Source organism: Microbacterium sp. UBA1097 (genome assembly GCF_002313585.1).
Classification (GTDB): Bacteria; Actinomycetota; Actinomycetes; order Actinomycetales; family Microbacteriaceae; genus Microbacterium.
The window spans coordinates 52,156-64,688 of the sequence record NZ_DCBW01000044.1 but is presented as its reverse complement, the minus strand read 5'-3'; the positions used below and the strand labels follow the sequence as shown (position 1 = coordinate 64,688).

Below are 12,533 nucleotides of genomic sequence, written 5' to 3'. Positions count from 1 at the left end.
ACGTCCCTGGACATCACACCTAGGCCCGGAAAAGGAGTGGCATGAACAACCCCACTCGCACGCGCGCCGACGCACCGACCGACACCCCACCCGTGCCGCGCACCGACCTCGCCGTCGCGGCAGCCGCCGTCATCCTCGCCGTGCTCACCCTCGTCGCCTCGAGCACGCAGTCGGGCTTCGCGCCCCTCCTCACGCTCACCCTGACCCCGCCCGGAATCGCACCGGCCGACGGCGGAATGATCATCGTCGTCACCCCGACGCCCGTCGTGTTGCCCGGCGTCCAGATGGGCGCAGCGATCGCCGTACTGCTGCTGTTCGTCGCCGCCATGCGCCTGCTGCTGCTCGTCCCTGCCCTGCGCCGACGTCACGCCACGGATGCCGCGGCCGACCGCCACACCTGGCGCTGGATCGAGTACTCGCAACCCGCTGGCGTCGGCACGTTCCTCGTCGCCCAGCTCAACGGCATCACCGAGGTCACGAGTCTCGTCCCGATCTACGCGCTGGGCGCCGCCGGAGCGCTCTTTCTCATCGTCCACGATCACCGCGCCGCGACCGGCCGCTTCGGTGGCGCCGCTTTCGCCGTCGGATCCGCAGTCGCGATCGTTCCCTGGGGTGTCATCGCGTTCGCGCAGATCGCGACGCTCCTCGCAGGCTTCGAGGTGTCGGCATCCATTCGCATCGTGACTCTGCTGGCGCTGGCGGCCTCGGCATCCGTCTGGGTCGTGACCGGATGGCGTGCCCGCCGCGATCCCGAGCGAACAGACGGATGCCGCACCGACGCGCTCCTCGGCTGGGCCATCCCTCTCGCGCCCGCCGCGCTCGTGCTCGCGACGGTGTGGGTGGGCTGAGGCTCTCCGGCCGTCACGGGTAGGTGACGGCGGTCCCGCGAAGAGGCGTGAAAACCTTCGGGAACGTCAAGTGCATCGTGGAGGGGATGAACTCTATGCCTCGCGCGCTCGGGGGCAACGCAGCGATGACATAGGGAAGGACCGAGATGGCGATGAAGCCCGCGATCAGCTTGTCCATCATCGAGGTGAGGATGTTGGCCGAGAACACGGCGCCGATCACACCGTGGCCGAGCGTGACCAGGTTCGCAGCGATTCCCTGGGCACCCTCGTTGATGGATACTCCTCCCCACACGATCATGATGATCGGCGTCGCGACGATCGTGCAGCTGATCGCGACCATGATATTGAGGAGGAAGTACCGCAGCGGGGTTGTGCCCATCCGCCGCGCGCGCACCCCGTACCCCCAGATGAGGGCGCCGACAATGTTGACGATCATGAATGGCAGACCCTGCCATTCCCATGCGAGCAGCGCCACGAGCGAGTGGCTCAGGATCGCGACGCCGACGCCGAACCACGGTCCGAGCGCGATCGCGGCGATCGCAGTGCCGATCATGTCCAGGTAGAGAGGCAGAGCGAACGCGACGGCGAGCCGTGAGCCGCTCACATTGACCAGCGCGCATGCGATCACGATCAGCGTCAGCACGGTGATGGTCGCGCCGCGCTTGCCGAGCGTTCGTGTGAGCCAGTTCCCCTGGCTGTTACTCGAACTTTGAGGCAGCTTCGTTGGAGTGTGTGCGAGCGCGGTGGCGCCGCGACCTGCGGCGCTGCGAGCGTGGGCGCCATCCTTGCTCCCGGCGCGTGCCGGGTCGGATGTCGCGTCGCGCCGTCGCTGGTTCTCGTCGGCCCGTGCGCGGATGCAGTACTCCCGCCACCGCGCGGCACTTTCGGCATCCTCACCCAGCGCGCTGGCGATGTCGGCGATGAGGTCCGGACTGATCCTGTGCCTGCCAGGCTGAAATGCGTCGTAGATCGTGGTGCGGCCGACGAAAGCGGCCGATCCCGTTTCGCCGCGGTTCTGGCGGAGTTCGCGGACGCGGTCCGCGATCTGCGAATAGCTCACGTCGCCGGCATTGAGCCTCAACAGTTGCAGTTCCGCGACGAGGCGGTCCATCACTCTGCCTTGCTCAGCTTGTTCATCGATATGCATGGCGTGTCCCCCCGGACTTTCCACTGCCGACATCCTCGGGCTTGATCGAGATCGTAGCGAAGTCCTCTGACGCTGTTCGGCTTCGTTCGGCAAGACGCCGTCGCAAGGAATGGGAACTGTCGAAGGTCCTGGTGACTTTTCTCAGGGGCGGATCGACGCCGAGTTCGCAACCGTCGGCGGGCGCTGGTGCCGATGTAGTTGATCGGGATTACTCGGCGAGGTTCTCGCTATTCGGGATCGTCCGGAATCGTTCGGAACCTCCGCACGGTGCCAATTCGCCGCAGCCGCGGCCCCTAGTTTCGACACTTAACCGCCGACCGATCCCGAACTCGGCGGAGAGCGAAGACGGAAGGACGCTCAGTGCTCGTGACAGCCCTCGTGCCGATTCGCTGCCTCAGAGCCCGACACGGTTGCCTCTAATGGGGACGGATGAGGCCCTGCCCACGCCCGAAGCGAAGCCAGCGAAGGAACTGGCCTCCAGCGAGCAGGACTGGCACACGGTCGCTGAGAAGCTCGACGAACTCACAGCTCAGGTCTCCCGTTTTCACGAACGATCCGAGCGGCATGAAGAGATCATCCGCGCGATGAATGAACGGATCACCGAGCTACAGGGCGACCAGATACTTGCGTTGCTTCGCCCGACGATCCAGCGGCTCGCAGGCTTGCACGCGCAGGCCTCGGACGCACGCGCTGCCGCAGCCGAGCTGGGGGAGAAGTCTGCCAACGACTTCGCGTTCTTTGCCCGAGCGATTGAAGAAGCCCTGGGGTTGATCGATCTGGATTCCGTTGGAGCGGAGCCCGATGGTCCGTTTGACGCCACCGCTCACCACGTCACAGCCACTGTCCCCACCGACGATCCAACGTTGGATCGACGAATTAAACGTGTCATCCGGCAGGGTTTCACGTTCTCTGGAGCCCGGCGCGTCTCGGTGCCCGCTCAAGTCGTGCTCTACTCCTACGCGGCACCGCCGTCTCCCACAGTTGAACCACCCTCGCCCGGGGAGAACTCCGAAGACATCCCACACGTAACCGACCACGAGCAGAAGGAGTCCGAGAGTTGAGCGACAAGGTCTACGGAATCGACCTGGGAACGACCTACTCTGCGATCGCGCGGATCAACGACCTCGACCAGGCGGAGATCATCCGCAACACCGAAGGTGACTTCACCACCCCATCGGTTGCGTACTTCGAAGAATCGGGCAACGTCGTCATCGGCAAGCAGGCCAAGCAAGTGCTTGTAGCCGACCCAGACAACGGGGCAGCCCTTATCAAGCGTCATATGGGCACGGTCTATCCCCTGGAGTATCGGGGAACGACCTATACGCCCGAGTCGGTATCCGCGCTCATCCTGAAGGAGATCGTCGCTGCGGCGAATATCGAGACAGGTGAGGACGTCACGAAGGTTGTCATCACCGTGCCGGCATACTTCGGCATTCAGGAACGTGAGGCCACAAAGCAGGCGGGCGAGATCGCGGGCCTGGAGGTGGTCGGGATCGTGACCGAGCCGGTCGCTGCAGCGCTGTCGATCGGAATCGGAAGTGACCGGACGCAAACACTGTTCGTCTACGACCTCGGTGGTGGCACGTTCGACACGACAATCATGCAGGTCGGTGGTGGCAAGGTTGAGGTCGTCGCGATCGACGGCAACCGGACCCTCGGAGGTGCGGACTGGGATCAGGCGCTCGTAGATCTCATCGCTGAGAGGTTCATCGCGCAGGCCGGGCTCGGCGAGGACGACCCCCGATACGATGACGCGTTCCTCAGCGAACTCCGTAGGGATGCCGAGCAGACGAAGCAGTCGCTGACCAAACGCGATTCGGCGACAGTCCGGTGCCGTTACAACAGCGCCGACGAGCAGATCACGATCACGCGTGCAGATTTCGAAGACTCTACGAAGTATCTTGTCGACCAGACGATCGAGATCTGTCGCCGCGCAACCGCTCTCGCCGAGTCCAAGCGGCCAGGGCTGACGGTCGACAAGTTCCTCCTCGTTGGCGGATCATCGCGGATGCCGATGGTTGCCGCGGCCCTCAAAGAGCAGCTCGGGCTCGAACCGATCCCGACCGACTATGACCTCGCCGTGGCCAAGGGTGCGGCGATCTACGGTCAGACCGCGGTTGACGAGGTGCTCTCCACTGATGGTGAGACTGCGAGTGCCTCCGAAGAGCAGGCGACCGCTACGCCCAAGCACTACCTGGGTGGGGCGTCGACGCTGCAGGTGTCCAACGTCATCTCGAAAGCCTTGGGCGTTCGCTTCTTCCGTGACGAGCACGACAAGACGGGCTACATCAGCTTCATTGCGCACAGCAACGATGCCATTCCCATGACCGCAGATAGCATCGAGGCTGCCACTCTCTCCGACAACCAGACCTCGGTGGCGCTCTCAATCTACGAGCAGCGCGGCGAGAAAGAATCCGAGGATCCAGAGAGCAACGAAGAGCTGAAGTCGGTCGATCTGTCGGTACCGCCGCTGCCTCGGAATTCCCCGATCCACATCGACTTCGCAGTGACTGCGGAAGGACTCGTGCAGTGCAAAGTGACCGATCCTGCCAGCGGGAACTTTGAGCTCATCGAGGTGCAAACCGCAGTGTTGTCTCGTGACGCCGTGGCGGCTGCAAAGGCACAGGTCTCTGGCCTGAGCCTCCGCTCGTGATGGCGCCGTCGCCAATTCTGCATGATGCCGATCGACTTCAAGGCCTATAAGGCGCAGGTCGTCGTTCCACTCGCGAAGGACCGGAATCGGATGGACGCTGTGGCGTCAGCCATCCGGGAACTCAAGTCCGGCGCGGGGGAGCAAGCGCTCGCGCCAGTGAACCCGGCAAAGCTTTTCGACCTCTCCTCCGCCGCGGACGCGGACCTCGCTGCGCACTTTCGATCGATCGAAACCACGCTCAATAAGTGGGGTGGTAACCCGCCGTCAGCTGCGCTCCTGCGCCAGTTGCTTGAGGCGATGAAGGTCGCTGCGCTCGACTTCGAGCGCGCAGAGTTCTGGGCAGGCCAGGCTACTGCGCAGGCCAAAGCGCGATCGGGGCACGTCGCGGCGTTCATCGAGGGTGTCAAAGCCGATCATCCACTCGGAGTGGTCACGCCCGACGATCTCGAGGGTTTGGCTCGAGGAGCGGGCCTTTCGGACGTGCCGGTCGACGAGTTGAGGCGGGCTGCGGAGGCCGCGGGGATGTCTGTCGAAGCAGACTTCGAGCCTCCCGCAGCCGCCGTACCGAAGGTGTTGTCGAGCATCGTTTCACACCCGGAGTTCAGGACTATCGGAGATCTGCTGGTCTTTCCAGATCGCGCCGACAAGATCTCATTCATTGATGATCTGCGCATTGGGGAGCGCCGTCTGACCGTCGCTGATGTGCACGCAGCACACCACCGAAGCGAGACGGCAAAGGACTCGAACGCCGTTCAGCAAGCCCAAAAGGCACTCGGGCTCATCAAGTCGCAGTGCAGCGACGATGCGGCACTCCATCAGCTCGTGGCCGCAGTCCTCTTCGAGCAGGCGACATCCATTGTTCGGCAGGGCGGAACACGCCTGCAGAACCGGGATGGACTGATAGCCCGCGGAATCGGCAGAACGGACGCATCTCGTGTGGTGTCCAAGCTCCAGCCGGCTGGCGGTGGATCGGCGCCCTCCGCTCCTTCCATTCAAATCCTCGCTGCGCTCGCCGCTGGTTCTCTGGGGGAGGCGCAGCGCCTCGCGCAGACGCTGCCCGAGCTGGCTGATGACACCGCGGAGCGCGCCGTGGCCGTTTCCAAATTGCAGGAAGCAGTCAGCAAGAAGGAGACAGCCAGGAAGGAATACGATCGTGCGCTCGCGGCCCGAGACTTTGCGACTGCCGCGCGTGCTCTCACGGATGCAATTGCGATAGACGCCGGCGACAGCGATCTTCGAATGAAACTAGAGGCACTGCCGCCAGCAGCGCCGCAGACCCCGGTGCTTCGCGCCGAAGGGACATCCGTGCTGGCGTCGTGGCCGGCCGTAGCGGACCGGAACGTCTCCTACACAGTTGTGCGGACGGACGGCAGCGTCGCGAATACCCCTTCTGACGGTGTAGTCGTCGCACACTCCGTCACGGCACCGTCGGCGGTTGACACGGCTCCTCCGATCGGTCGCAAAGCCCGCTACTCGGTGTTCGCAACACGCGATGGTCAGCAGTTCTCAGACCCCGCATCCGCAGAGCTGATGATCACGCCGGCTCCTAGCGGCCTGATGGCAGTGGTTACGGATTCGGAGGTGTCGCTGACGTGGGATATGCCTGACGAAGCGATCGCAGCAGAAATCAGGCAGGAGACGTCCGAAGGGACCGCCCAGTTTTTCACCGTCCCGCAGGGCCGGACTCTGACTGTTTCAGGTCTGACGACCGGGATGAAGTACGTGTACCTCGTGCGGGCTGTGTATGTAGCAGCAGGAGTGCGGGTCAACTCTGATCCAGCTCAGGTCGACGCCACTCCAAAGGGGTCCATTGCCCCAGTGGCAGACTTCCAGGTGCGGGCGGTCGAAGACCCGAATCAGCACGAGGTGGAGATCTCGTGGACCGAGGTTGCGGGCTATCGCACCGAGATCTGGACCTTCCCGGTCGCGAAGCGCTCACAGCTGAGTGCGCTGTCGACGCCGGATCACTTTGCGGCAGCGGGTGGCCGACGCATCCAGCCCCTCCCGGGCGGCAGTGAACGTGGGGGCGGGGTAACTCGCCGCTATGCCATCGACGACGGGGTCCAGATCTTCTTGCCCTATACGTTCGAAGGTAACGTGGGCGTCGTCGGGCCGGGTGTTGTTGCCGGCTCCGCGCCGACTGTTCGTGAGTGTGTGGCAGAGAAGTTCGGCGATACGGTCAAGCTCTCGTGGCGGTGGCCGGACGGCGACTACCTCATGCAGGTGTCCTGGCATCGGGGAGGGCTGGATAGGACCGCGCGCGTCACCCGCGCGAAGTATCGGGCTGACGGCGGATTTGTGATCAGTCCGGGCGACGGTGTCACCGACATCGGAGTGGCGACCGTGATTAAGTCGGCCGACGAGGAGTGGGTCTCTGCGCCCGTAGCGGTGGCTCATGCCCAAGACCGAATGTCGGTCAGCTATCGACTCACGATCAAGAAGGGCATGTTCAAAGCGCCGTCCGTGGAGGTTCGCCTCGACCCAGGTGAGTACTCCGGACCCCTCGACTGTCTCGTTGTCTGCGCCGCCGGGCCTTTCATGCCGACGAGCCCAGCCGACGGGGACGTCCGCGCGAGAGAACGACTCGAACTGCGTGCCGGCCGGGCGGCGACACTCGAAGTCGCGCTCCCAAAGCTGCCCTCGCCCTTCTGGGTGCGGGTCTTTTCTGATGGGTCATCCTCCGCGGATCTCGTCGACCCTCCGACCGACCAGATGAAGGGCTGACCAATGGGGATATTCAGTAAGTCAAAGGTGCCCTGTCCCTATTGCTATAACGAACTCGACTTGAACCGCGTCGTTTTTCGGTGCACGGGCCAGACGCAGGCGGGCCGCCAGGCGTGTACGCCTCGGCCGGACACGTTCAGAATGCAGTTTCTTGGCGACGGCACACCGACGATGCCGATCGTCCAGGCTGGTGGCGCGGCAGTCACGGGTCGCGATAGCGCAACGTGCGCTGATTGTGGTGCGCGTACGGCAGTGAGATGCTGTCCGAGCTGCCACTCGATGCTTCCACATTCGATCACTGCGGAGTCGCCGCTCTTCGGCCTGGTAGGGGTGCGGGCCTCCGGGAAGACGGTAATGCTGTCGGCGCTGCACAGCGAACTGACCAAGACTGTCGCGCGCCGGTTCGACGCGGCTATCGACAACCCCGGCGGGGGGACTGGGCTCGCGAAAGTCTTGCAGGACCTCAATGCTGAGATGGCGCATGAGGGCGGGCTCTTGCCGCAGCAGACCCAGGTGGGGCAGAAGTCGGCCCCAGCGGTCTATGAATGGCGCTATGCGCAGAACGGCCGTACACGCTCGACAATCTTCTCATTCTACGACAACGCCGGAGAGGATTTTGCCTCAGAGGACCGGGCGCTGAGCATCCACTATCTGGGTCAGGTGTCGGGCGTGATCCTCCTTCTGGACCCTTTCTCGTTTCCGGAGAACGCCGCGCGGGCTGCCGATCGCGGCGTTTCGCTGTCTGCATCCGACGGCCCGGAGGCGGTACTTGGTTCTCTCACGGCAGTGCTGCGTATGAGCCATTCCGTGAAGCAGAACAAGAAGATCCCGGTCCCGGTCGCCGTTGTCGTCTCGAAGATCGATGCATTCTTTGACGAGATACCTCACAACCATCCGCTGAGACAGCCCGCTTCGAAACTTCCGCTCTTTGACGAAGCCGAGTCGAAGTCGTTGCACGATCACATGGCGGCGCTCATCGCGCGGTGGGGCGGCGACGGTCTGCTCCGCTCGTTAGAGCAGAACTACGACACCTACCGCGTATTCGGAGCGTCGGCGCTGGGCGCTGAGCCGGATTACCGAGCGGGCGTCATCAATGCCCGCGGTCGTTTGCCCCATCGCGTCGCAGAGCCGTTCCTGTGGCTGCTCGCAGAGCGCGGATTCTTGAGGAAGCAGAGCTGAGATGGCTTTCGAGGTCGCGACCTTCACTGATGTCACAGCAGCGGAGTCGGTGAACTCTAGCGACGGCTTCCAGTTCCAGGCGGTCTCTGCGGGGTTCGATCGCCAGGATCAGGCCGTTGTGCAAGGGGAGTTGAACTTCGTACCCGCGCCAATGTGGGCGGCGGCGCACGGCGGCGACCCGCTCTCGCATCCGCTCCAGTGCACGTATGCCGTGCGTGAAGGGCGGATGTATCTCACGCAGTCGCGGGCGCTTGGGCTCACTGCGAACGGCCGTCCCGGCAACCAGCTGACCGAAGCTGCTGTGACCGATGATGTCGATGACTTCGTTCCGTACTCGCCCGCCCAGCTCATGGCGGCGTCCGAGTGGACGTTGGAGAAGGCCGCATCGAAAGTCAGGGACGCGTGGGTGACACCACTTCAGATCGCTCCCTCGCTCGATGCGGAGGCGATCGAGAGGTTCGCCCGCGAGGACCCATGGACGCTGACCGCGTTGGCAGGATTCGTCACGATGCTCCAGCGGTCCCTCGCCGAGGAGGGCAGCAGGGTGTTCATCGAGCACGAGGACCTCACAACGGTGCTGCGCTGGATCGCTCTGGGCTCTATGTTCCTCGGCGGAGAGGCCGTAGCTCGCCTGACCTTTCGCGTGTTTCACGCATCGCCTTGGGCAGGATCATTCAAGGTCGTCGGTGTCCACCCAGAGCTGGTTCAACTGCTCCGCCCGGCCGACTGGCGGCAGTCTCCATCCGCGTACTGGATCGCCCCTGCTTCCCACGAAATCGGGCCGATCGATGCGTCTCTGCTTGCGCGGGAGGCTGTGCGATGGTTTATCGAGGGTGGAGCGCTGCGTGCGGCAGAAGGCATCGACATTACCCAGCGGCTGGCCGTACTCGGTGATGCGGGCGCTGCGCGTGCCGCCGACCTCTTGATCGATGGCGGAACCGGCGCGGCCGAGCGTGACTGGCGCACCGCTGTGCACGTCGTGGCCGCGCTTGCAGCTGCCGGTCGCGGCGATCTCATCGAAATGTACGAGGATGACCTGCTTGACGCTGTCGCGCAGTACCGGCCCCGCAATGCCGAGGAGTTCGCGTTGGCTGCGAAAGCGATCACCGGCGGCCTTGCCGTCGGTCTCGCTGGGGTCGCGGCGGGAGTTGCCGGCCCGACCCTTGAGGCACTCGCGGGGGCGACAGAGTTCGCTGGGGCGTTCGCGGCGCCACTCGCGCAGCCGCGCGAACCTCTCGTCTGGCCGGATATCGACGCGCGGGATGCAGCATCTAGAGCGTGGGCGACGGTGCTTGCCGGGGCTCCCGAGAGCGAGCTTACGGCGCTTTTCGGCGCGACCGATCGTCTTGGACTCGACATAGAGGAGGCCCTGCTGCGCCCAGCGGCGGAGCGAATCTCAGCACAGTGGGCCGCGAACCCGTCCCTGGGAGCCGCAAGCACGCGCTGGTATGGGCGCGCGCTGATCGAGCGGCTCACGGCCGAGAAGGTTGGTCAGCAGCTCGCGGCGGGGGCGCCGGCACAGCTCGATGCACTAATGCAGGGCATGTGGTCGCCGCTGGGCGCGGTGCCTGAATCGCCCCTCGACGGTTGGTTCCGCGCTCGTGAGATCGCGACCATGCAGCCAACTGCGCGGGTCGAAGCGCTCCGCACTGCGCACGCGAGGTCTGTCCCTCGAGAGTCTTGGCGCATACTCTCGCGTGATACCGCGCAACCTGTGGACACTGTGCTCTGGGGTGCGATCGTGCAAGCGGTGGGCCTTGACGATGCCGGCGCAGCTGCGCTGGTCGGGATGATCCGGGATGACCTCGTGGCGACGCCGACCGCAGAGGGTCCGCGCGTGCCCGCCCTCTGGGGGCCGGTTTTCGACGCGCTCATCGTGGCGCGCACGTCCGGTCCAGAACTCCCTCACGCGGTTCGCGAACTTACCGAGCGGCTCATCGAGGCTCGATCTGCGTGGGTGCACGTCGTCAGCGATCTCGACGTCGTGCCGAACAACGCCTTGCGCAACGCCGACGCGCAGGTTCGCGTGTGGGCACTAGATGATCTGGCCGCCGTCGGAGGGATGCTCGTTTGTGCTGCGGATCGTGCCGCCGCTGTGAACGCGGCTCGTGCGCTCGGTGGCCTCTCTCGGCCGACGATGGACGCCTTCTTGCGGGTCGAGACCAGCGCCGATGATGCTCTTGCCGCGGCGGAGAAAGCCTGCAGTGCTTTCGCTGTCGCAAGCGGCGAGTTTCGTACTCAGCTCGGAGGTGCGATGCGGGCTCACTTTGACGCACATCGCAATCATGTGCGTGCGCTGAAGAAGCAGCCGCATACGGCCGAGATCGTGGATCTCGTATTCGCCGAGTTCTCTCCCGAGTCGACGCCCTCCTGGCGTGACCCGTCGTCGTGGTTTCAGAGGGGGCATCGATGAGCCGCAGTATAGGAATCGACCTCGGCACAACGTACTCGTGCGTGATACACCGCTCGCCGGAACACGGCGAAGTCGTGGTCGAGAGCGCCGACGGCAAGGAGCTGACCCCATCGGTGGTGTATTTCGCATCTGACGGATCGGTGCTTGTCGGTGACCGTGCGAAGGACCACCTTGCCGACGATGCGGAGAACGTTGTCGTCGGGATCAAGCGTCAGATGGGACGTCAGTTTCCGCTCTCCTATCACGGCAATGAGTTCACTCCCGAGGCGATCTCGGGAGTGATTCTGCGCAGACTGGCCGAAGATGCGGCGGCCGCTCTCTCAGTGAGTGCGGCTGAGCTCAGTGCCGTCGTAACCGTTCCCGCCTACTTCGGAGTCGGTGAGCGGGAGGCAACATTTGCTGCGGCCAGTATTGCCGGTGTGCGGTGCATGGAGTTGCTCGCTGAACCCGTAGCCGCGGCCTACGCATATGGACTTGCTGACGAACCGCACCTCACTTCGCTGGTCTACGACCTCGGCGGCGGGACGTTCGATGTTGCGGTGGTGGGGATGCACGCGGGTCGGCCGCGCGTGTGGGCGGTGGACGGTGACACCCAGCTCGGCGGCTTGGACTGGGATGCGCGCATCGAGGACCTGCTCTGGGAGCAAGTCGAGCAACTCGAGGATGGGAGTGATCTTCGATACGACGACGAAGTGATGGGCCTGATCGGTGCGGCATCCGAGATGCTCAAGCGACGCCTCACAACGCACAGCGCCGTCACGGAGCGGGTGTACTTGCATGGGAGAACGCTTGAGCTGGCAGTCTCGCGAGATGACTTTGAGCGTGTGAGCGAAGACCTCGTCTTGCGCTCGCTCGAGACCGTCGACCGTGTTCGGGCCGCCGCATCCGCGGCAGGTGCCCCGCCGGTTGATCAGGTGTTACTCGTCGGCGGGTCGACTCGAATGCCGATGGTGCGGCGCTCACTCGAGACGCGATGTGAACTACCGGTAAAGCTTGCCGATCCTGACAAGGCAGTTGCCCGAGGCGCGGCGGTACTCGCCGAGCAGTTGGCTGATGCGGCAGTTCCGCGTCTCGGCCCCGCCGAGGTGCGCCCTGGCGCGGGCGGCGTGACCCGGATTACATCTGTGCTTCCGAAATCGCTCGGCGTGCTCACGCACAGCAGCGGTGAGCCGCTTCGCGAGGAACCATATGTGCATCACGTGCTGAAGGCGAACACGCCGTTGCCCATCATCGGCTTCGAGCACCTTGTCGCGACTGTCGTGGACGCTCAAGACCGGGCTCGCATTCAGATCTACGAACAGGCCGGTGTACGGGAGTCGATCGAGCCGGGTGACAACCGATTGCTGCTCGAAGGGGAGATCCTTGGGATCCCCGCCCGCCCGGCGGGCAGTCCGGTACGCCTGCGCATCTCGGTTGCCGTCGACGGCCGAATCACCGTCGAGTCCGCAGACGGCGAGCGCCCGATTCAGCTCGAGGTGGAGGCGTTCTTGCACGGTGTGCTCGACGACGCCGAGGTCAGTGCTCAGGGATCGGTCGTGGCGGGATTGAGGTTGGTGTGACGTGGCGTCG

8 protein-coding genes are annotated in these 12,533 nt (G+C 64.4%); 7 read left to right on the top strand and 1 reads right to left on the bottom strand.

Annotation, left to right across the window (positions count from 1 at the left end):
- The first annotated feature begins 41 nt into the window (after nucleotides 1-41).
- The gene (locus B4F19_RS10750) at nucleotides 42-848 is read left to right on the top strand and encodes a hypothetical protein (RefSeq protein ID WP_292734822.1); all 807 of its coding nucleotides are present in this window, start codon (nucleotides 42-44) and stop codon (nucleotides 846-848) included.
- Nucleotides 849-861: 13 nt separating this feature from the next.
- Here B4F19_RS10750 and B4F19_RS10745 read toward each other — a convergent pair whose 3' ends face one another.
- The gene (locus B4F19_RS10745; protein ID WP_292726572.1) at nucleotides 862-1,959 is read right to left on the bottom strand and encodes a hypothetical protein; all 1,098 of its coding nucleotides are present in this window, start codon (nucleotides 1,957-1,959) and stop codon (nucleotides 862-864) included.
- 455 nt (nucleotides 1,960-2,414) lie between these two features.
- Here B4F19_RS10745 and grpE point away from each other — a divergent pair, with 455 nt between their 5' ends.
- The 6 genes from grpE to B4F19_RS10715 are packed head-to-tail and all read left to right on the top strand — an operon-like array spanning nucleotide 2,415 to nucleotide 12,523.
- Complete coding sequence (gene grpE, locus B4F19_RS10740) at nucleotides 2,415-3,056, top strand: nucleotide exchange factor GrpE (RefSeq protein WP_292726574.1); 642 nt, start codon at nucleotides 2,415-2,417, stop codon at nucleotides 3,054-3,056.
- Nucleotides 3,053-4,648 (top strand): Hsp70 family protein, encoded by a 1,596-nt coding sequence (locus B4F19_RS10735; RefSeq protein ID WP_292726576.1) that lies wholly within the window; start codon nucleotides 3,053-3,055, stop codon nucleotides 4,646-4,648. The genes grpE and B4F19_RS10735 overlap by 4 nt, the downstream gene beginning before the upstream one ends.
- A 21-nt stretch (nucleotides 4,649-4,669) precedes the next feature.
- The gene (locus B4F19_RS10730) at nucleotides 4,670-7,372 is read left to right on the top strand and encodes a fibronectin type III domain-containing protein (RefSeq protein WP_292726577.1); all 2,703 of its coding nucleotides are present in this window, start codon (nucleotides 4,670-4,672) and stop codon (nucleotides 7,370-7,372) included.
- 3 nt (nucleotides 7,373-7,375) lie between these two features.
- Nucleotides 7,376-8,551 (top strand): TRAFAC clade GTPase domain-containing protein, encoded by a 1,176-nt coding sequence (locus B4F19_RS10725; protein ID WP_414683160.1) that lies wholly within the window; start codon nucleotides 7,376-7,378, stop codon nucleotides 8,549-8,551.
- A gap of 1 nt (nucleotide 8,552) precedes the next feature.
- Nucleotides 8,553-10,964 carry a hypothetical protein gene (locus B4F19_RS10720; protein WP_292726581.1) on the top strand — a complete coding sequence of 804 codons (2,412 nt, stop codon included), beginning with the start codon at nucleotides 8,553-8,555 and terminating at the stop codon, nucleotides 10,962-10,964.
- Nucleotides 10,961-12,523: an Hsp70 family protein gene (locus B4F19_RS10715; protein ID WP_292726583.1), complete on the top strand. Its 1,563-nt coding sequence runs from the start codon at nucleotides 10,961-10,963 to the stop codon at nucleotides 12,521-12,523. The genes B4F19_RS10720 and B4F19_RS10715 overlap by 4 nt, the downstream gene beginning before the upstream one ends.
- Nucleotides 12,524-12,533 lie beyond the last annotated feature (10 nt).

Excerpts from the sequence above, each read along its gene's own strand:
- grpE (WP_292726574.1), top strand. The coding sequence starts at position 2,415 with ATGGGGACGGATGAGGCCCTGCCCACGCCCGAAGCGAAGCCAGCGAAG.
- B4F19_RS10715 (WP_292726583.1), top strand. The coding sequence starts at position 10,961 with ATGAGCCGCAGTATAGGAATCGACCTCGGCACAACGTACTCGTGCGTG.
- B4F19_RS10745 (WP_292726572.1), bottom strand. The coding sequence starts at position 1,959 with ATGGACCGCCTCGTCGCGGAACTGCAACTGTTGAGGCTCAATGCCGGC.
- B4F19_RS10730 (WP_292726577.1), top strand. The coding sequence starts at position 4,670 with ATGATGCCGATCGACTTCAAGGCCTATAAGGCGCAGGTCGTCGTTCCA.
- B4F19_RS10725 (WP_414683160.1), top strand. The coding sequence starts at position 7,376 with ATGGGGATATTCAGTAAGTCAAAGGTGCCCTGTCCCTATTGCTATAAC.
- B4F19_RS10720 (WP_292726581.1), top strand. The coding sequence starts at position 8,553 with ATGGCTTTCGAGGTCGCGACCTTCACTGATGTCACAGCAGCGGAGTCG.
- B4F19_RS10750 (WP_292734822.1), top strand. The coding sequence starts at position 42 with ATGAACAACCCCACTCGCACGCGCGCCGACGCACCGACCGACACCCCA.